Raw genomic sequence first — 17,487 nt, 5'->3', positions numbered from 1 at the left:
CGCCTCCCCGGTCCCCGTCAGAGGTTGATCGCGTACGCCTTCCGCAGCGTCTCGTGCACCGTCCACGTCGTACGGTCGCCCTCGCGCAGTACGGCCATGTCGCCGGGACCCACGTTCAGCGTCGGCCCGCCCTCGACCTCGATGGTCGCCGAGCCGCTGACGACGACGAACAGCTCGTCCGCCTCCGTGTCGGTGACGACGCCGGGGGTGATCTGCCAGATGCCCCGGATCTGACGTCCGTCCTGCGACTCCCAGACCACCTTCCCGGTCACCTCGGGCGTCCCGGAGACGATCTGCTCCCGTGCGAGGGGCTCGGACTCGAGCTCGGCGTCGGGGATGTGCAGTACGAAACTGTGGTCCATGGGTCGACCCTAGCGAGATCGTTCCCGGCCGGTCCGTCGACAGTGTGTGGAGTGTCGGCGCAGGTGGGAGGACATTCCGTCGTGGACTGGCGGCCCGTCGCGGCCCGGGTGATCGTGGAGGACATGGCGGACACCGAGGCTGCCGCGTCCCCGCCGGACCGGCACGACACCCGTGAGGCCGTCCTCTTCGGCGGCGTTTACGGCTCGGTCCTGGCCTGCTCCATGGTCGCCGCGCTCACCCAGTACGGGCACACCTCCCGCGACAGCCGCCGCTACGACGCCGCGTGGCTCCTGGTCACCGCCCTCGCGCACGGCTACGCGCATTACATCGCCGAGCGCGTCCCGCACCGCCGCGGGGACGCGCTGCGCACCCTCGCCGAGGAGTGGCCGCTGATCGGCGCGGTCGTGCCGACGGTCGTCCTCCTGGCCGGGGCCGGTTGGGGCTGGTGGCCGGCGAACGGCGTCGAGTACGCGGCCTTCGCCCTCAACATCACCCTCCTGTTCACCCTGGGCCTGGTCACGTCCCGCTGGTCTCGTCGCCCGTGGGCGGCCGCGATCGGTATCGGGGTGGTGGACGCGATGCTGGGGGTGGTGGTCGTGGTGGCGAACGCGGTGATCAAGTAGAGGGTGTGCCGCGTGGACTCGCGGCTCCCGTCGGGGGAATCGGGGGGCGCCCGGGGGCGGGGTGGGGGCACCATGGCGAGATGCCTGACCTCCTGTGGGACGACGTCAAGAACTTCTTCGATCCCGATCTGATGGGGCCGCTCCCGGACGTGACGGTCCCGGGCACCTCGCCGGCCGACTGGCAGGCGGTCCTCGATCTGGTGCGGTCGCGGGGATGGTCGTACGCGTACTCCGAGGACGGAGTCGCGGTCCGGCTGCCGCGAGCCGCCGACATGCCGGCCCGCAGCCGGGGCGTCGACGCAGTACTGCGGGTATGGCCGACTCCCGGAGTTCTGGCGGTCTTTCGGCCCTACGAGGTCGGCGCGATCGACTTCGATGTGGATCTGCGGGAGTTGTGGGGTCAGGCGGGCGTTGACGCGCTGTGCCATCTGCTGCGGGCCATCGGCCGACGGCTGGGCAAGCCGGTGCTGCTGGCTCCGGAGTCGGATCCGCTGCACCCGGTTCTCGGCTTCGACGTCACGGTGGGGCGGGTTGTGCTGTTGGCCCAGCCGGCGCTCGCGTGACGAGGTCCATATGGGAAACCACGAGGAGGTGAGCGGGGTGCCGTCCCTCAGCGCCGGGCCGTTCACCCGTTCGCGACCTGTCACCCTCGCGACACCGAGCGGCCGACGCTCCCCCCGTACAGCGCCGATCGGCCGACGCCCCCCCACGAGGAAGCGGCGGCCGATCGACCCGCTGCAGACCCGGAACTACGCCTTGGCGCCGACCTCCGTCGGCTCCGTCGTTCCGTCGGCCTCGGGCTGCGGTGACGTCTGGCGCCGGCGTGGGATGAAGGTCGCGACGACGAAGGCGAGCAGTGCCGCGCCCGCGCCGATCGCCATGACGACCTTGAAGCCGTTCTCCGAGGGCAGCGCGATGCCGCCGAAGTCGGTGGTCATCTGGGCCAGGATCACGCCGGCGAGGGCGCTGGCGAAGGAGGTGCCGAGGGACCGCATCAGGGTGTTGAGGCTGTTGGCGGCACCCGTCTGGGAGGGATCCACGGCGCCCATGATCAGGGCGGGCAGCGCGCCGTAGGTGAAGCCGATGCCGGCGCCGATGACGCAGGAGACCAGGATGAGGTGCCAGACCTCGGACATCAGGACGATGTTGAGCCCGTAACCGGCGGCCACGATCAGCGCGCCGACCATCAGCGTGATCTTGGGGCCCTTGGCCTTGGTGAGGGCCGCGGAGACGGCGGACATAGCCATCATCACCAAACCCTGCGGGGCCAGCACCAGACCGACGGTCAGCATGGACCTGCCGAGACCGTAGCCGGTCTGCGACGGCAGCTGGAGCAGCTGCGGGAGCACCAGGGACATCGCGAACATCGAGAAGCCGAGGGCGATCGAGGCGAGGTTGGTGAACAGCACCTGCGGCTTGGCGGTGGTGCGCAGGTCGACCAGCGGCTGCGGGCTGCGCAGCTCCCACCAGCCCCAGGCCAGCAGGATCACGACCGCGGCGGCGCCGAGACCGAGCGTGGTGCCGCTGGTCCAGCCCCAGTCACCGCCCTTGGAGACGGCCAGCAGCAGCGAGACCAGACCGGCCGACAGACCCAGCGAGCCGACCAGGTCGAACCGGCCCCCGGCGCGCACCTTGGACTCCGGCACGATCAGCAGGACGAGGACGAAGGCGACGGCACCGAGGGTGGCGGAGACCCAGAACAGGATGTGCCAGTTCCAGTTGTCGGCGATGAACGCGGCGGCGGGCAGTCCCAGGGCGCCACCGACACCGAGCGAGGCGCTCATCAGCGCGGTGGAGCCGGCGAGCCGGTCGGCCGGCAGCGCGTCCCGCATGATGCTGATGCCGAGCGGCACGACCGCGGCGGCCAGACCTTGCAGGGCACGGCCGATGATCATCGGGACGAGGGAGTCGGCGAGGCCGCAGACCAGCGAGCCGGACACCAGCAGCACGATGCTGAGCAGCAGCATCCGCCGCTTGCCGAACATGTCGCCGAGCCGCCCCACCACCGGCGTGGCCACGGACGCGGCGAGGAGGGTGGCGGTGACCGCCCAGGCGGTGTCGGAGGCCTCGGCGTGCAGGAGCTTGGGCAGTTCGGGAACGATCGGGATGATCAGGGTCTGCATCAGCGAGACGACGATTCCGGCCAGGGCCAGTACCGCCACCACGGCGTTCGGCTTCGGCGGGGCGGACGGCCCCGCTTCGGCGGGTCGGGCAAGGGCGTCGGACATGGCAGGGCCTCCGTCAGAGAGCTTCAGAATTGCTTGACTTGCTCAAGTAAAGAGTTATTGATTGACTTAAGCAAGTTAAATGGACTGCGGGATCACGCGCCGAAGGTCACAACGACCTTCTCCGCGGCCCCGGGCGTCAGCGCGAGCTCAAAAGCCCGACCGACCTCGGTGGACGGCACCCGGTGACTGATCAGCTTCGCGAACCGCTCCCGGTGCTCCACCAACTCCGCCGTGACCTCGAAGATCTCCGTCGGATACCCCTGTGAGGCGATGAGCGTGAGCTCGCTGCGCAGCATGCCGCCGAGATCCACCTCACCCTTCTTCTGTACGGCGACCATGACGAGCTTGGCGTGCCACTTGGCGTTGGAGATCACGGAGTCGAAGACCGCCGGCGCCCCCGCCGCGTCGAGGTAGATGTCGGTGCCGACCCGCGGCTGCCCGAGCGCGTTCGCGGCCTCGCCGTGCAGTTCCTTCAGTCGGGCCGTGAGGTCCTCCGAGGCGGAGTTGACGACCGCGTCGGCGCCGACCGCCAGTGCGGTCTCCAGGCGCTCGGGGATGATGTCGACCACGGTCACGTGCTCCACCCCGCGCAGCTTCAGCCAGATCGCCGCGCCCAGACCGATGGGTCCGGCGCCGAACACGACCACCTTGTCCGCGGTCTTCGCCCCGGAGCGGTTGACGGCGTGCCGGGCGACCGCCATCGGCTCGTTGAGGGAGGCGACGTCGAAGGGCATCTCGTCGGGGAAGGCGGCGACGCTTCTTCCGACCTCGGCGTTCTCGATGAGCAGATACTCGTCCATGCCGCCGAGTTCGCCGCCGCAGCCGATGATGCCGGTCGGCGCGTCCTGCGGGTTGACGACGACCCGGTTGCCGACCGCGAGGCCCGTCACCTCGGCGCCCACCTCGACGATCTCGCCGGCCGGCTCGTGGCCGAGCGGGATGGCCCGCATCGACCCGTCGGGGCCGGCGGGCATGCCGCCCAGGTGGAGGAAGAAGGTGTCCGTGCCGCAGATGCCGCACGCCCGGACTCGTACGAGAGCGTCTTTGGGGCCGGGTACGGGCCGTTCGACGTCCACCACGTCGACCTTGTCCTTCGCGGTGAGGACGGACTTCATCGTGGCCATGGGGTGTCTCACTTTCTGCAGGGGGGTGAGGCGCGAGGGGGTTGGTGTCTCCGGGTCCGGCGGCGGACCGGGGGGAGTGGGTCCGTCCGCCGGGCCCGGAGAGGGCGCCGTTCCCGTCCCCACGGGTCGGGCGCGAGGGCCCGTGTCCGCTCGACGCGGGCCCCGTCCGGGATGGCTTGCTTGACTTAGGCAAGCACATGCGAGTTACTTAAGTCAAGCAATCAAATGGTCCATTGCTTGAGCCAGGCAACTACTCCCGGGGTGGTCCCATGTCGACACAGAAGTCCGCGCCGACGGCAGCCGTCCCGGCCAAGGTGGTCGAGATCGAGCGTGCGCTGAGCCGGATCACCTATCTGGCGGGACGGGCGCGGCAGCACGAGCGGCTGATGGCCATGGCCGGACTTGATCTCGACCGGGCGGCCGTGACCATCCTGCGGCACATCGCCGAGAGTGATCCGGTGCGACCCGGGGTGCTCGCGGTCCGGCTGTCCGTCGAGGCGTCCCATGTCACCCGGCAGTTGCGGCAGTTGGAGCGCGGCGGGTACGTCGTGCGGATCGCGGACCCGGAGGACCGCAGGGCCCAGCGTGTGCAGCTCACCGACGTCGGCCTGGTGGCGGTGGAGCGCATACGGGAGGCGAGCTGCCGGGGCGTCGAACTGGCCCTGGCCGACTGGGCGCCCGATGACCTGGACCGACTCGCCGTGCTCTTCCGCCGGCTGGTCCATGACTTCGTCGCGCACGCCGAGACCCCGCTCCCGGTGTGAACGGTCGCGTCATGCAAGTGGGCGTCATCGATCACCCGGCCTCGGTGCCGGGTTGACGAACGGTGAGCCCCGGTCGTTGCGGCGCCACGCGAGACCGCACTAGCCGACCACCAGCCGAGTTGGGGGTGGCCGGGTGAGCCGCCTCCGTCACCGGTGCGACCCGACCCGTCGGCCGGCTGACCTTGCTGGGCGCACGCTGCTCGTGGACGCCGTACCGAACCGCACACCGCCCTGGACCGGGCCTCTCGGGGGCATGCGTGTGTCGACGGGTGCGACAGAAGCCATCCGCCGATACGGCGGACAAAATTGTTGACAATCTTGTTTGGCTAGATTTAGGTTCGACAGGCACTCACTCAGGGAGGGCAACGATGCCGAAAGAAGCCCGTCCGAGCACCGGGGAGCAGGCCAAGCAGCATGCCATCGCGCAGCTGCGGCAGGCGATCCTGCACGGCGAGATGGCACCGGCGCAGCGGCTGGTGGAGAACGAGCTCGCCGAGCAGTTCGGTGTGACACGGGCCAGCATCCGGGCCGCGCTCATCGATCTGGAGGCCCAGGGCCTCGTGGAACGGATCCGCAACCGGGGTTCCCGGGTGCGGGTGGTGACCGTCGAGGAGGCGGTCGCCATCACCGAGTGCCGCATGGTCCTCGAAGGACTGTGCGCGGCCAAGGCGGCGACCCTGGCCAGTGACGAGCAGCTCGCCGAGCTGACCGAGCTGGGCACGGCGATGACCAAGGCCGTGGCCGACGGCGAGCCGATGACCTACTCCGAGCTCAACCAGGAGCTGCACGCCAGGGTGCGGGAGTTCTCGGGCCAGCGGACCGCCGTGGATCTGCTGGAGCGGCTGAACGCCCAACTGGTGCGCCACCGCTTCCAGTTGGCGCTTCGGCCGGGGCGCCCGCAGCACTCCCTGAACGGGCATCTGGCGATGATCGAGGCGATCAGGTCCAGGGACCCGCAGGCGGCCGAGAAGGCCGTCCGCGCCCACCTCACCAGCGTGATCGAGGCGCTGCGCGACTGAGCCGCGCGAGGCGGGCGCGAACCTGTCCACTCCAAGGAGATGTCCGTAATGACGCAGTCAGGCGCGCCCGCCAGTCCACGCTCGACACTGGTGATCACCGCGCATGCCGGGGACTTCGTGTGGCGGGCGGGCGGCGCCATCGCACTGGCCGCCTCCCGGGGCGAGAAGGTCACCATCGCCTGTCTGACGTTCGGTGAGCGCGGTGAGTCCGCGAAGGCCTGGCGCGAGGGCAGGAAGCTCGACGAGATCAAGGCGATACGCCGGGACGAGGCCGAGCGCGCCGCCGCCACCCTCGGCGCCGAGGTCCGTTTCTTCGACGCCGGCGACTACCCGCTGGTCCCCACCGCCGAGTTGACCGACAAGCTCGTCGAGGTCTATCGGGCCACCCAGCCCGACGCCGTGCTCACCCACCCGGTCGAGGACCCGTACAACGGCGACCATCCGGCCGCCAACCGTATGGCCCTGGAGGCCCGAATCCTCGCGCAGGCCATCGGCTACCCGGGTGAGGGCGAGATCATCGGCGCCCCGCCGGTCTTCTACTTCGAGCCCCACCAGCCCGAGATGAGCGGCTTCAAGCCCGAGGTCCTCCTCGACATCACCGAGGTCTGGGAGACCAAGCGCAAGGCCATGGAGTGCCTCGGCGCCCAGCAGCACCTGTGGGACTACTACACCGACCTCGCCGTGCGCCGGGGCGTCCAGCTCAAGCGCAACGCGGGCCCGAACCTGGGGCTGGCCCACAAGACCATGGCCGAGGCGTACATGCGTCCCTATCCGCAGATCGCGAAGGAGCTGGCATGAGCGGCGTGATCGTCACCAACCCGCCGAAGGCGGACCTGAAGGACGTCGACGCGCTCGCGCGGTACGGCGTGGCCACCGTCAGCGAGGCGATGGGCCGAACGGGCCTGCTGGGCCCGGAGATTCGCCCCGTCCAGCAGGGCGTACGGGTCGCGGGAACCGCGGTCACCGTGATCGGCTGGCCCGGCGACAACCTCATGATCCACGCGGCCGTCGAGCAGTGCCGCGAGGGCGACATGCTGGTCGTCACCACCACCTCCCCGTGTACGGACGGCCTGTTCGGCGAGCTGTTCGCGACCGCTCTGCGGCAGCGCGGGGTGCGCGGGGTCGTCACCAACACCGGCATCCGTGACACGCAGGAACTGCGGGACATGGGCTTCGCCGCCTGGTCCCGCGCGGTCTCCTCGCAGGGCACGGTCAAGGCCACCGGCGGCTCGGTCAACGTGCCGATCGCCATCGACGGCCAGGTGATCAACCCGGGCGACGTGATCCTCGCCGACGACGACGGAGTCGTGGTCGTCCCGCGCGGGCGGGTGGCCGGGACGGTGGAGAGGGCCGAGGCCCGCGAGGCCAAGGAGGCCGCCACCCGCGCCGCCTTCATCGACGGCCAACTGGGCCTGGACCGCTATGGGTTGCGCGAGACGCTGAAGAACCTCGGCGTCGAGTACAGGTCCTACGAGGAGTACACGGGGGAGCGGTCGTGACGGCGCTGCCCGAGGAGGTGCCCTGCATGCTGATGCGGGGCGGCACCTCCAAGGGCGCCTACTTCCTCGCCGACGACCTGCCCGCCGAACCCGCCCTGCGCGACGACCTGTTGCTGCGGATCATGGGCGGCCCGGACGACCGGCAGATCGACGGCCTGGGCGGCGCGCACCCGCTCACCAGCAAGGTCGCCGTGATCTCGGTGTCCGCCGACCCGAAGGCCGACATCGACTACCACTTTCTCCAAGTCACCGTCGGCAGACCCGAGGTGAGCGACCGTCAGAACTGCGGGAACATCCTCGCCGGCGTCGGCCCGTTCGCCGTCGAGCGCGGACTCGTGCCGGCGGGGGAGCAGGAGACCTCCGTCCGGATCCGCATGGTCAACACGGGCGACTACGCGACCGCGACCTTCCCCACCCCCGGCGGCCGCGTCGACTACACCGGGAACGCCGAGATCTCGGGCGTGCCGGGCACGGCGGCACCCGTGGTGATCGAGTTCCCGCCGGGCGCCGGGGAGTTGCTCCCCACCGGCAACGCGGTCGACGTCGTCGACGGTGTCGAGGTGACCTGCGTGAACAACGGGATGCCGACCGTCCTCATCGCGGCCGGCTCTCTCGAGGTCACCGGCTACGAGCTGCCCCGGGATCTGGAGGAGGACGTGGCCCTGGCCGACCGCCTGCGCACCGTCCGCCTGGCGGCGGGCCGTCTGATGGGCCTCGGTGACGTGTCCGACGCCACCGTCCCCAAGCTCACGCTGCTCGCCTCGCCCCGCGCCGGCGGAGCGGTCACCACCCGCACCTTCATCCCCGTGCGCTGCCACACCTCCATCGGGGTCCTCGGCGCCGCGAGCGTGGCCGCGGGCCTGCGGATCGACGGCGGCGTGGGCGCCGACCTCGCGGTGATCGATCCCGGGAGCGACCGCGTCCGCATAGAACACCCCACGGGATTCCTGGACATCGAGAGCAGCCTGGCCGTCACCCCCGACGGCCTGCCCTCCGCCCGGCGAACCGCCGTGGTCCGCACGGCCCGCAAGATCTTCGACGGCACCGTCTTCCCCCGGGCCGCCGACCGACCCACAGGAGGTCACTGATGACTCCGCCGCTCGGCGACATCGCGCACATCGGCCACACCCAGCTGTTCACCCCGGACCTGGACGGCAGCGTCGCCTTCTTCACCGACTTCCTCGGCCTGACGGTGAACGGCCAGGACGGTGACACGGCCTATCTGCGGACCTTCGACGACTACGAGCATCACAGCCTGGTCCTCACCGCCCGCGATCAGCCCGGCCTCGGCCGGCTCGCCCTGCGCACCTCCAGCGAGGAGGCACTGCACCGCCGTATCAAGGCAGTTGAGGAGTCCGGCGGCACCGGCACGTGGGTCGAGGACGAACCCGGCCTCGGCAAGCTCTACGTCACCACCGACCCGGACGGCCACGAGCACGCCCTCTACTGGGAGAGCGAGCACTACCGGGCCCCCGAGGAGTTGAGGCCCGCGCTGAAGAACCAGCCGCAGGCCAAGCCGAACCGGGGAGTGGGCGTACGGCGGTTGGACCACGTCAACTTCCTCGCCGCCGACGTGCTCGCCAACGCCGAGTTCCAGCAGGACGTCCTCGGTGCCCGGCCCACCGAACAAATCCGGCTGGACAGCGGGACGGTCGCGGCGCGCTGGCTGACGTACACGAACAAGTCGTACGACGTCGTCTACACCTCGGACTGGACCGGCAGTGAAGGGCGGCTGCACCACATCGCCTTCGCCACCGACACCCGCGAGGACGTGCTGCGCGCGGCCGATCTCGCCATCGACACCGGGGTGTTCATCGAGACGGGCCCGCACAAGCACGCCATCCAGCAGACGTTCTTCCTGTACGTCTACGAGCCCGGCGGCAACCGCGTCGAGCTGTGCAACCCGCTCACCCGGCTCGTGCTCGCGCCCGACTGGCCCCTGATCACCTGGACCGAGGAGGAGCGGAGGAAGGGGCAGGCCTGGGGTCTGAAGACCATCGAGTCGTTCCATACGCACGGGACCCCACCGGTCGCCTGAGCCGCGTTCTTCCGAGCCGCCCCCAGATCATAGGGTGCCTTCGAAGGTTTGTTCAGGACCTGACCGGCCGAGCCTCGGAGCTGGGAGGCGCGCTACCTGCCCAGGGGCGCGGGGAACTGCGCGACCAGCCCCGAAAACCCGTACCCGCGAACGGTGAGACGGCTTCGGGTTCTTGGGCGCTCCCCGGCTCAGCGCGACACACGAACCCCGTCCAGCGCGATCGACAACACGCGATCGCGCTGGGCGTCGTCATCGAAGGCCGTCGCCGTGATGCCGGCGACCATCCGCAGCAGATCCACGAAGTCCATGTCCCGCCGCGCCCGGCCCGCCTCCTGTGCCCGCGCGAACAACGGACCGCCCGCCGCGTACATCGAGTCCCGGCACGCCGCGAAGATCTCCGACTCGTCGTTGAGCGCCTCGCGTACCGCCCGCTTGGTCACCATGTAGCCCGCGAACCGGTCGAGCCAGGCCGTGAGCGCCTCCCAGGGCTCCTGGTCGGCGAGCTCCTGGGCCACCTGCACGAGGGTGTTCACCTCGTCCGCGTAGACGCTCTCGAAGAGATGGCGGCGGGTGGGGAAGTTCCGGTACAGCGTGCCGATGCCCACGCCCGCGCGGCGCGCGATGTCCTCCAGGGACGCCTCCGCGCCATGCTCCGCGAACGCCTCGCGGGCCGCGGCCAGCAGGGCGTCGTAGTTGCGGGCGGCGTCCTTCCGGTGCGGTCGGCGGGACGCGACGATCTCGGTGACGGGGAACGGCGGGGCGGTCACGGCTGCCTCCCGAGGCTGAAACGGAGGTGCACCTCCGGTACGGGTTGAAGCGGAGGGTTGCCTCCGCTAGAGTGGAGGCGTACCTCCACTTTAGCAGTCGAGGTGCGTCCACCGTCCTTTCCGCGACCGCTTCCCACGAGGCTCCGGCCGCACTCTGTGTTCGGAGAGGCTCTTCATGCCCCGCAAGTCCACCCGCCTCACCTTCGCCGTCCTCGCGGCCGGTGCCGGTGTGTTCTCCATGCTCCAGTCACTGATCGCGCCCGCCCTGCCGACCGTCCAGCACGCGCTGCACACCTCGCAGTCCACCGTGACCTGGGTGATGACCGCGTATCTGCTGTCCGCCTCGATCTTCACGCCGATCCTCGGCCGGGTCGGCGACCTGATCGGCAAGAAGCGCACGCTCGTCGCCGTCCTCATGACCGTGGCCGTCGGCTGCCTCCTCGCCGCCCTCGCGCCGTCGATCGGTGTCCTGATCGTCGCCCGGGTCGTCCAAGGCGTCGGCGGCGCCCTGTTCCCGCTCTCCTTCGGCATCATCCGGGACGAGTTCGCCGCGTCCGAGGTCAGCGGCTCCATCAGCAACCTGTCCGCCGTGATCGCCGCGGGCGGTGGCGTCGGCATCGTCGCCGCCGGTCCCATCGTGACCGCGCTCGACTACCGCTGGCTGTTCTGGATCCCGGTCGCCATCGTGATCGCCGCGACGCTGATCGCCGTACGGTATGTGCCCGAGTCGCCCAACAGGGCGCAGGGCAGCGTCAATTGGCTCGGTGCCGTGCTGCTGTCCGCGTGGCTGGTCGCGCTGCTGCTGCCGCTCAGCCAGGCCGGCCAGTGGGGCTGGGGCTCGGCCCGGGTGCTCGGTCTGTTCGGCGCGGCCGTCGTGCTGTTCGCGCTGTGGCTGTACTCCGAGGCCCGCTCCCGCAGCCCGCTGATCGACCTCAAGGTGATGCGCCTGCCGGCCGTCTGGACCACCAACACCGCCGCGCTGCTCTTCGGCGCCGGGATGTACTCGATCTGGTCCTTCCTGCCGGGCTTCGTCCAGACACCGTCGTCGGCCGGATACGGCTTCGGCGCGAGCGTCACCGCGGCCGGACTGCTCATGCTGCCGATGCTGGTGGCGATGTTCTTCTCCGGTGTCCTGAGCGGTCGCCTGGAGCCGGTCGTCGGCGCCAAGGCACTGCTCACCACGGGTGCCGCGCTGGGCGCGGTGGCCTGCGGGTTCCTCGCCCTCTGGCACGACGAGCAGTGGCAGATCGCCGTGGTCGCGGGCCTGTTCGGCCTCGGCATCGGGCTCGCCTTCGCCTCCATGGCCAACCTGATCGTGGGCAGCGTCCCGACCGACCAGACCGGCGCCGCGACCGGTATGAACGCCAACATCCGCACCATCGGGGGCTCCATCGGCGCGGCGGTCACCAGCGTCCTGGTCACCGGTCACCTTCAGCCCTCGGGGCTGCCGCACGAGTCCGGCTACACGCACGGTTTCTCGCTGCTGGCCGTGCTGTGCCTGGCGGCGGCGCTGGCCGCCCTGCTGGTTCCGGTACGGCGGACCGCGCGCCGGATCGTCACTGCGGCCACGGATGTCCGTGAAACCGTCACCACCCGGGGCTGACGTCCCGCCAGTCGGTCCGGCCGCGCGCGTGAGGTAAGGTTCACCTGCGCGATCACACGGAACTCTCGTGGGAGTCGCGGCCGGGACGTGGCGCAGCTTGGTAGCGCACTTGACTGGGGGTCAAGGGGTCGCAGGTTCAAATCCTGTCGTCCCGACGGTGATGAGCGGCGGGTCTGCCAGAAGTGGCGGGCCCGCCGCTCGCGTCGGTCAGGCCTGCTCGCGGACCAGCCCCTTGTAGGCGTCGCCGAGCCTGCTCACGAGCTGTTCGACGCCGAGGGTGTCGAGGCCCTTCTGCTTGGACATCGCGGCCCTCGCGGCGGCCGTGCGCGCGGTGGCGAAGAGGGCCCAGGAGTCGGCCGTGTAGTCGGCCCGGTCCGGGGAGCCCACCGCGTCCAGGGCAGTGCGGAGCGGTGTCGTGTCGACCCGTCCGTCCACGTCGCCGGAGATCGCGGTGAAGGCGTCGAGGACGATCTTCCCGGACTTCAGGGTGAACGTCACCGTGTGTCTGCCGTCGGGCAGTCCGCGGAGCGAGTACGTCGCCTGGCGCTTGTCGGTGGCCGTGGTCTTCGCGTCCCGGGCGACGGGCCGGCCGTCGACCTCGGCATCGAGGACGGCGCTGCCGTCGTTGCCGCCGATGACGTCGATGCCCGTGCCGCGGAACGGGACGGTGACCGTCGCGCCCGCGGTGGCGCTGGTCGACGTCGACCGGTACCAGTTCATCGCGTCACCGAGGGCGGCGTTCCGGCTCCAGGTGCCGTCGTAGGCGACCGAGGCGTCCATGTTGTCCGTCAGCGCGGAGGCGTACGGCGTGTATCCGGCGACCTTCTCGACCTTGAGGTTGTCGAACGCGGTCCGGTGGAAGTCGGTGCCGAGCTTGACGCGCCCCTCGGTCACGGGCGTCGGGTCCTGGTAGGTGGCGACGGCCTGGCCGTCGACGTACGCCGTGACGGTCGCGCCCCTGGCCTCGACGGCGAGGCGGTAGCTGTCGGACGCGGCGACCGAACCGGTGCGGATCGCCGTGGCGTACCTGTAGAGGGTCCAGTTCCCGGACGGGCCGATCCCGACGCTGTACGCGGCGTCCGTCGCCGCCATGCCCTTCTGCTGGCGTACCCCCAGGGTGGCCAGGCCACCGGCCGGGTCCGGGAAGGAGACGTCGACCGAGGCCTTGTAGTTCTCCCAACGGAAGTCGCCGACCGTGGTGTTGGGGGTGTTCCGGTTCCAGGCGCCGGTGTCCTTCATGGACTGGTCCAGGTACTGGTACAGGACGTTGTCGCCGTCGGTGTCCTTGCCGACCTCCCACGCGCCGGTCTGGTCGACCAGGTAACGGGGCTGGTTGCCACGGGACTTCAGGTACGACTGAGACACCTTGCGGGCGCCGTTGTCCGTGCCGACCCGGACCCGGCCCTCCTCCTGGTACCCGAAGTCGTCGGCGTACAGGACGTCGTCGTGGGTTTCGTGCCGCTTGCCGGTCGCGTCGGTGTCGAGCACCGTGCGGGCACCGGACTCGGGCAAGCGCTGCGTGGTCGCCTTGTCGCGGCTGCGGTCGAGCGTGGTGAACGTGACGATCGAGCGCGGCTGGACGGTGTAGGTGTAGTAGCCGTCGCCGTCGGGGCGGATCTCGGCGGTGAGGTGCTTGAAGTTGGCGTCGTAGGCCTCGCCGGGGTCCGCCGCGCGGGTCTCCCAGACCTCCATGGTGGGATCGGCGCCCAGGTCCATGTTCTCGGCCTTGATGCGGTAACTCTTCGTCCGGTCGCTGTCGTTGACGGCGATCGTGGAGAAGTCCTTCTTCTTCGGGTCGGCGAGCGTCATGTAGCTGGGGGCGCCGTTCGAGCCGTCGACGTTCTCGGTGCCGCTGACACCGCTGTAACTGGCCTCGGGCACGGTGCGCCAGACGCCGGCCGTGTTGGTGTCGTTCTCCCAGCCGGTCTTCGCGAACTGCGTGAAGTGCTGCATCACGTACACCGCGGCGTCGTAGTGGATGCTCCCGGACCACGGGTCACGGGCGCTGACCAGCTCCTTGTGGCTGTACTGGGCGCCCTCGTAGAAGGCCCCGATCGCCGGCTGGAAGATGTAGTGCGTCCGCTTGGAGTTGGCGTAGCTCTTCACGGAGCGGTTGGCGATGTCCAGCGCGCTCTGTACGCCGCCGATACCGGTGCTCGCGCCGCCCGGACCCTCGGTGTTGGCCACCCGGTAGTCCGTCCAGCCGAAGGAGCCGACTCCCTCGCTGTACCAGACCTCCTTGTCCTGGCCGACGGCGTTGTCACCGGTCGCCAGCTTCGTGTACGGCCGGTACGTGGAGCTGCTGGGGGCGCCGTCGAGCCGGTCGTCGGTGGTGTAGTGGTAGCCCACCGCGTCGACCATGCCGAAGAGTTCGGTGTCCGTGAGCATCGCGGGGCCGATGTTCTTCGTGGTGTTCTCGTCCGAAGCGACGATCTTGATGGCGTGGTACGCCTTCGCGGCCACCTCCTGTTGACGAGGCGTCAGACCGTAGCGGGAGTCGGCGAATGCGGTGTCGTTCGCCAGGGCGCTCTTGTACCACTTGACGAAGGAGATGTCGGGTTTCGTGGTCTCGTTGGTGTCCGGGTTGACGTAGTCGACCATGTATCCGTACTTCTGGTACGCGTCGAGGATCGTCTCCTTGTACCACTGGTACATCTCGTCGGTGCCGGTGCCCTTGTTCCACTCGGTCTGGACCCACTGGGGCATGACCCAGCGCAGGATCGAGACCTTGAGCTTCGGGTTCACCGTCTTGGCGTCGGCGGCGAGTTGGAAGCCGGGGGAGCGGGACGCGTCGGCGAGTTCGTCCGCCGTGCGCATGGTCGCCGGGTCGGAACCGGTCGACGTGTTCGTGTCCGAACCCATCTCGATCTTGACGTGGTTGATGAGGGGGTTCTTCCCTCCGAACAGCACTCTGACGAGCTGCCAGTAGCGGTCGGGATGCTCCGCCTTGTAGTCCATCAGCAGATTGCTCGTGCTGTTGCAGCTGAGCAGACCGAGGCCCTTGTAGGTCAGGCCGTTCACGTTGTCGGCGCGTACGTCGTTCCCGTCGACCACGATCTGCACGGGATCGTCCGCGGAGTGGGCGGCGGGTGCCGCGGTCACCCCTGCCGCCAGTGCCATGGTGGTCGCCGCGGCGAGCGACGCCCAGCCGAATCTTCGCTGCATACCCATTCGGGGGACCGTAGGTGGCAAGCGCTTTCTACGTCAATCCCCCTGCGTCACCCGGGATGTGACGGCTCCTGAGGGGTGGCGACCTGCCGAAAAACGCGTGGACCGCGAGGCCGCCGCCGCGGGACACTGCCGAACTCGGACCGCGACTCCCCAGACACACAGGGTTACGATGCAGACGCCTGAGGCACAGAAGACCACACCACGCAAGGGCGCGGTACTCCTCGCACTTCGTTACTACGGACGGGAGTTGGCCCGTCTCCGGTGGCTGACCGCGCCCGCCATGCTGCTGTCGGCGCTGGGCAGCACCGGCATCAACTACATCGCGCCGCTGATCGTCGCCAAGCTCGCCGGCGACATCGCCGACGGCGACGAGTTCACCATCGGATCGGCGCTGCCGTACGTCCTGGGTTTCGCCGGTGTCCTGCTGCTCGCGGAAGCGCTGTGGCGGGTCGCCCTGCACTGTCTGAACCGTCTGGACGCGCTCGGCATCGAGCACCTGTACGTGATCGGGATGGACGAACTGTTCGCCAAGGACGCCACGTTCTTCCACGACAACTTCGCCGGGTCGCTGACCAAGCGCGCCCTGAGCTTCGCCACCCGTTTCGAGCCGTTCGTCGACACCCTGGCGTTCCAGATCGTGGGCAGCCTGGTGCCGCTGCTGTTCGGCTCGGTGGTGCTGTGGCGCTACGAACCGTTGCTCGTCGTGGGCCTGTTGGTCATGATCGCGGTGACGGCGCTGTGTGCGGCGCCGCTCATCCGGCGCCGCCAGAGGCTCGTCGCCGAGCGCGAGGCGGCGGTCGCCCGGGTGGCCGGGCACGTCGCCGACAGTCTGATGAACATGGACACGGTCCGGGCCTTCGGCGCCGAGGAACGCGAGGCCGCCGAACACCGCGCCCGCGTCGCGACCTCACGTCGGCTCACGCTCAGGTCGTGGGACTACGGCAACCTGCGCATCGACACCTTCGTCGCGCCGATGTCCGTACTCACCAACGCGCTCGGGCTACTGCTCGCGGTCGCCCTCGGCGGGGGCGAGCACGGCGTCGAGGCGGTCGTCGTCGCCTTCACCTACTACTCCAACGCGACCCGGATCATGTTCGAGTTCAACCAGATCTACCGTCGCCTGGAGAGTTCGATGACGGAGGCCGCGCAGTTCACCGAGCTGCTCCTGACCCCGCCGACCGTGCTCGACCCACCGTCCCCCGAGCCGCTGCTGCCCGGGGCCGCCGATGTCCGCTTCGAGCAGGTGAACTTCGCCCACGCGGGCGCGGAGTTGCTCTTCGAGGGGCTCGACCTGTTTGTGCCCGGCGGGACGAAGGTGGGGCTCGTCGGCCGGTCGGGCGGCGGCAAGACCACGCTGACCCGGCTGCTGCTGCGGATGCAGGACATCGACGGCGGCCGGATCCTGGTCGGTGGGCAGGACATCAGCAGACTCCGCCAGACCGACCTGCGCAGTCTCATGGCCTACGTTCCGCAGGACCCCGCCATGTTCCACCGGACCCTGCGGGACAACATCGCCTTCGCCCGGCCGGACGCCACGGACGCCGAGATCCGCCGCGCGGCCGAGGCGGCGCACGTCACGGAGTTCGCCGACGCGCTGCCGGAGGGCTTCGACACCCTGGTGGGCGAGCGTGGCGTCAAACTGTCGGGCGGACAGCGCCAGCGCGTCGCACTCGCCCGGGCGATCCTGCGGGACGCGCCGATCCTGCTGCTCGACGAGGCGACCAGTGCCCTGGACTCGGAGAGCGAGATCCTGGTCCAGGAGGCGCTGTGGCGACTCATGGAGGGGCGGACGGCGCTCGTGGTGGCCCACCGGTTGAGCACGGTCGCGGGCATGGACCAGCTCGTCGTGCTCGACCACGGGCGGATCGTCGAGCAGGGGAGCCACCAGGAACTCCTCGCCCTGGACGGCCCCTACGCGAAGTTGTGGCACCACCAGTCGGGCGGATTCCTCGAAGACGACCCGGTGGAGGCCGAGTTGCGCTGAAGGGGGAGTCCGTCACAGGGACGCCGGCGCCGACGCCGCGCCGACACGCGCTCCTTGAACGCCACGACGCGACGCCGTCCGCATCGTGGTGCAGCAGCGGGGCGCGCGCCGGCGCTTCCTTCACGAGTGCGTCCGGCGGCGAGCGGTGATCATGTGACCGGATCCCGCCAGAGGTGAGGCGGGCCTCGTTGTCCCACCGCTTCGGGCGAGCACGGGCGACGGGCGCATGCCCTGCCGCGACCGACGCACGCAGCCGAGCTTGGCTGCGTGATCCGTCCGACATGTGCCGGTCTGCAGCAGGCGG

At 69.9% G+C, this 17,487-nt stretch carries 15 protein-coding genes and 1 tRNA gene; 11 read left to right on the top strand and 5 right to left on the bottom strand.

From position 1 onward, the window contains the following. Positions 1–17: 17 nt before the first annotated feature. Positions 18–362: a cupin domain-containing protein gene (locus ABZT02_RS17935; protein WP_356018842.1), complete on the bottom strand. Its 345-nt coding sequence runs from the start codon at positions 360–362 to the stop codon at positions 18–20. 123 nt (positions 363–485) lie between these two features. Here ABZT02_RS17935 and ABZT02_RS17930 point away from each other — a divergent pair, with 123 nt between their 5' ends. Both ABZT02_RS17930 and ABZT02_RS17925 read left to right on the top strand, forming a co-directional pair. After that, on the top strand, positions 486–986 hold the full coding sequence (locus ABZT02_RS17930) for a hypothetical protein (RefSeq protein WP_356019010.1): 501 nt from the start codon (positions 486–488) through the stop codon (positions 984–986). A gap of 80 nt (positions 987–1,066) precedes the next feature. Then, positions 1,067–1,549, top strand: a complete 483-nt coding sequence (locus tag ABZT02_RS17925) for a hypothetical protein (RefSeq protein WP_356018841.1) — start codon at positions 1,067–1,069, stop codon at positions 1,547–1,549. Between the two features lie 186 nt (positions 1,550–1,735). Here ABZT02_RS17925 and ABZT02_RS17920 read toward each other — a convergent pair whose 3' ends face one another. Both ABZT02_RS17920 and ABZT02_RS17915 read right to left on the bottom strand, forming a co-directional pair. Further along, positions 1,736–3,214, bottom strand: coding sequence for an MFS transporter (locus tag ABZT02_RS17920; RefSeq protein ID WP_356018840.1), 1,479 nt, complete (start codon positions 3,212–3,214; stop codon positions 1,736–1,738). A 92-nt stretch (positions 3,215–3,306) separates the two neighbouring features. Beyond that, positions 3,307–4,338 carry a zinc-binding dehydrogenase gene (locus ABZT02_RS17915; RefSeq protein ID WP_356018838.1) on the bottom strand — a complete coding sequence of 344 codons (1,032 nt, stop codon included), beginning with the start codon at positions 4,336–4,338 and terminating at the stop codon, positions 3,307–3,309. 269 nt (positions 4,339–4,607) lie between these two features. On the opposite strand from ABZT02_RS17915, the gene ABZT02_RS17910 reads away from it, so the two are divergent. The 6 genes from ABZT02_RS17910 to ABZT02_RS17885 all read left to right on the top strand — a co-directional run bounded on the left by ABZT02_RS17910 (position 4,608) and on the right by ABZT02_RS17885 (position 9,658). Further along, the gene (locus ABZT02_RS17910; RefSeq protein WP_356018837.1) at positions 4,608–5,102 is read left to right on the top strand and encodes a MarR family transcriptional regulator; all 495 of its coding nucleotides are present in this window, start codon (positions 4,608–4,610) and stop codon (positions 5,100–5,102) included. Between the two features lie 368 nt (positions 5,103–5,470). Further along, a complete protein-coding gene (locus tag ABZT02_RS17905) occupies positions 5,471–6,121 on the top strand; it encodes a GntR family transcriptional regulator (protein WP_356018836.1) in 651 nt (216 codons plus the stop codon). A gap of 48 nt (positions 6,122–6,169) precedes the next feature. Continuing rightward, entirely contained in the window at positions 6,170–6,919 is a 750-nt protein-coding gene (locus ABZT02_RS17900; protein ID WP_356018834.1) for a PIG-L deacetylase family protein, read from the top strand. Further along, positions 6,916–7,620: a 4-carboxy-4-hydroxy-2-oxoadipate aldolase/oxaloacetate decarboxylase gene (locus ABZT02_RS17895; RefSeq protein WP_356018833.1), complete on the top strand. Its 705-nt coding sequence runs from the start codon at positions 6,916–6,918 to the stop codon at positions 7,618–7,620. The genes ABZT02_RS17900 and ABZT02_RS17895 overlap by 4 nt, the downstream gene beginning before the upstream one ends. Positions 7,621–7,646: 26 nt before the next feature. Next, on the top strand, positions 7,647–8,708 hold the full coding sequence (locus ABZT02_RS17890) for a 4-oxalomesaconate tautomerase (RefSeq protein ID WP_356019009.1): 1,062 nt from the start codon (positions 7,647–7,649) through the stop codon (positions 8,706–8,708). Further along, complete coding sequence (locus tag ABZT02_RS17885) at positions 8,708–9,658, top strand: catechol 2,3-dioxygenase (RefSeq protein WP_356018832.1); 951 nt, start codon at positions 8,708–8,710, stop codon at positions 9,656–9,658. Before ABZT02_RS17890 ends, ABZT02_RS17885 begins: the two co-directional genes overlap by 1 nt. 188 nt (positions 9,659–9,846) lie before the next feature. Here ABZT02_RS17885 and ABZT02_RS17880 read toward each other — a convergent pair whose 3' ends face one another. Beyond that, entirely contained in the window at positions 9,847–10,425 is a 579-nt protein-coding gene (locus tag ABZT02_RS17880) for a helix-turn-helix domain-containing protein (protein ID WP_356018830.1), read from the bottom strand. 175 nt (positions 10,426–10,600) lie between these two features. On the opposite strand from ABZT02_RS17880, the gene ABZT02_RS17875 reads away from it, so the two are divergent. Next, a complete protein-coding gene (locus ABZT02_RS17875) occupies positions 10,601–12,028 on the top strand; it encodes an MFS transporter (RefSeq protein WP_356018829.1) in 1,428 nt (475 codons plus the stop codon). Between the two features lie 81 nt (positions 12,029–12,109). Next, positions 12,110–12,183, top strand: a tRNA-Pro gene (locus tag ABZT02_RS17870). Between the two features lie 52 nt (positions 12,184–12,235). Here ABZT02_RS17870 and ABZT02_RS17865 read toward each other — a convergent pair. Continuing rightward, entirely contained in the window at positions 12,236–15,199 is a 2,964-nt protein-coding gene (locus tag ABZT02_RS17865) for a GH59 galactosidase (protein ID WP_356018828.1), read from the bottom strand. A gap of 169 nt (positions 15,200–15,368) precedes the next feature. Here ABZT02_RS17865 and ABZT02_RS17860 point away from each other — a divergent pair, with 169 nt between their 5' ends. Continuing rightward, positions 15,369–17,183, top strand: coding sequence for an ABC transporter ATP-binding protein (locus ABZT02_RS17860; protein WP_356018826.1), 1,815 nt, complete (start codon positions 15,369–15,371; stop codon positions 17,181–17,183). The last annotated feature ends 304 nt before the right edge of the window (positions 17,184–17,487 follow it).

The organism is Streptomyces sp. NPDC005402 (assembly GCF_040606575.1).
GTDB lineage: Bacteria > Actinomycetota > Actinomycetes > Streptomycetales > Streptomycetaceae > Streptomyces.
This window is presented reverse-complemented; position numbering and strand designations above follow the sequence as displayed.

Excerpts from the sequence above, each read along its gene's own strand:
- ABZT02_RS17935 (WP_356018842.1), bottom strand. The coding sequence starts at position 362 with ATGGACCACAGTTTCGTACTGCACATCCCCGACGCCGAGCTCGAGTCC.
- ABZT02_RS17930 (WP_356019010.1), top strand. The coding sequence starts at position 486 with ATGGCGGACACCGAGGCTGCCGCGTCCCCGCCGGACCGGCACGACACC.
- ABZT02_RS17925 (WP_356018841.1), top strand. The coding sequence starts at position 1,067 with ATGCCTGACCTCCTGTGGGACGACGTCAAGAACTTCTTCGATCCCGAT.
- ABZT02_RS17920 (WP_356018840.1), bottom strand. The coding sequence starts at position 3,214 with ATGTCCGACGCCCTTGCCCGACCCGCCGAAGCGGGGCCGTCCGCCCCG.
- ABZT02_RS17915 (WP_356018838.1), bottom strand. The coding sequence starts at position 4,338 with ATGGCCACGATGAAGTCCGTCCTCACCGCGAAGGACAAGGTCGACGTG.
- ABZT02_RS17910 (WP_356018837.1), top strand. The coding sequence starts at position 4,608 with ATGTCGACACAGAAGTCCGCGCCGACGGCAGCCGTCCCGGCCAAGGTG.
- ABZT02_RS17905 (WP_356018836.1), top strand. The coding sequence starts at position 5,471 with ATGCCGAAAGAAGCCCGTCCGAGCACCGGGGAGCAGGCCAAGCAGCAT.
- ABZT02_RS17900 (WP_356018834.1), top strand. The coding sequence starts at position 6,170 with ATGACGCAGTCAGGCGCGCCCGCCAGTCCACGCTCGACACTGGTGATC.
- ABZT02_RS17895 (WP_356018833.1), top strand. The coding sequence starts at position 6,916 with ATGAGCGGCGTGATCGTCACCAACCCGCCGAAGGCGGACCTGAAGGAC.
- ABZT02_RS17890 (WP_356019009.1), top strand. The coding sequence starts at position 7,647 with ATGCTGATGCGGGGCGGCACCTCCAAGGGCGCCTACTTCCTCGCCGAC.
- ABZT02_RS17885 (WP_356018832.1), top strand. The coding sequence starts at position 8,708 with ATGACTCCGCCGCTCGGCGACATCGCGCACATCGGCCACACCCAGCTG.
- ABZT02_RS17875 (WP_356018829.1), top strand. The coding sequence starts at position 10,601 with ATGCCCCGCAAGTCCACCCGCCTCACCTTCGCCGTCCTCGCGGCCGGT.
- ABZT02_RS17865 (WP_356018828.1), bottom strand. The coding sequence starts at position 15,199 with ATGGGTATGCAGCGAAGATTCGGCTGGGCGTCGCTCGCCGCGGCGACC.
- ABZT02_RS17860 (WP_356018826.1), top strand. The coding sequence starts at position 15,369 with ATGCAGACGCCTGAGGCACAGAAGACCACACCACGCAAGGGCGCGGTA.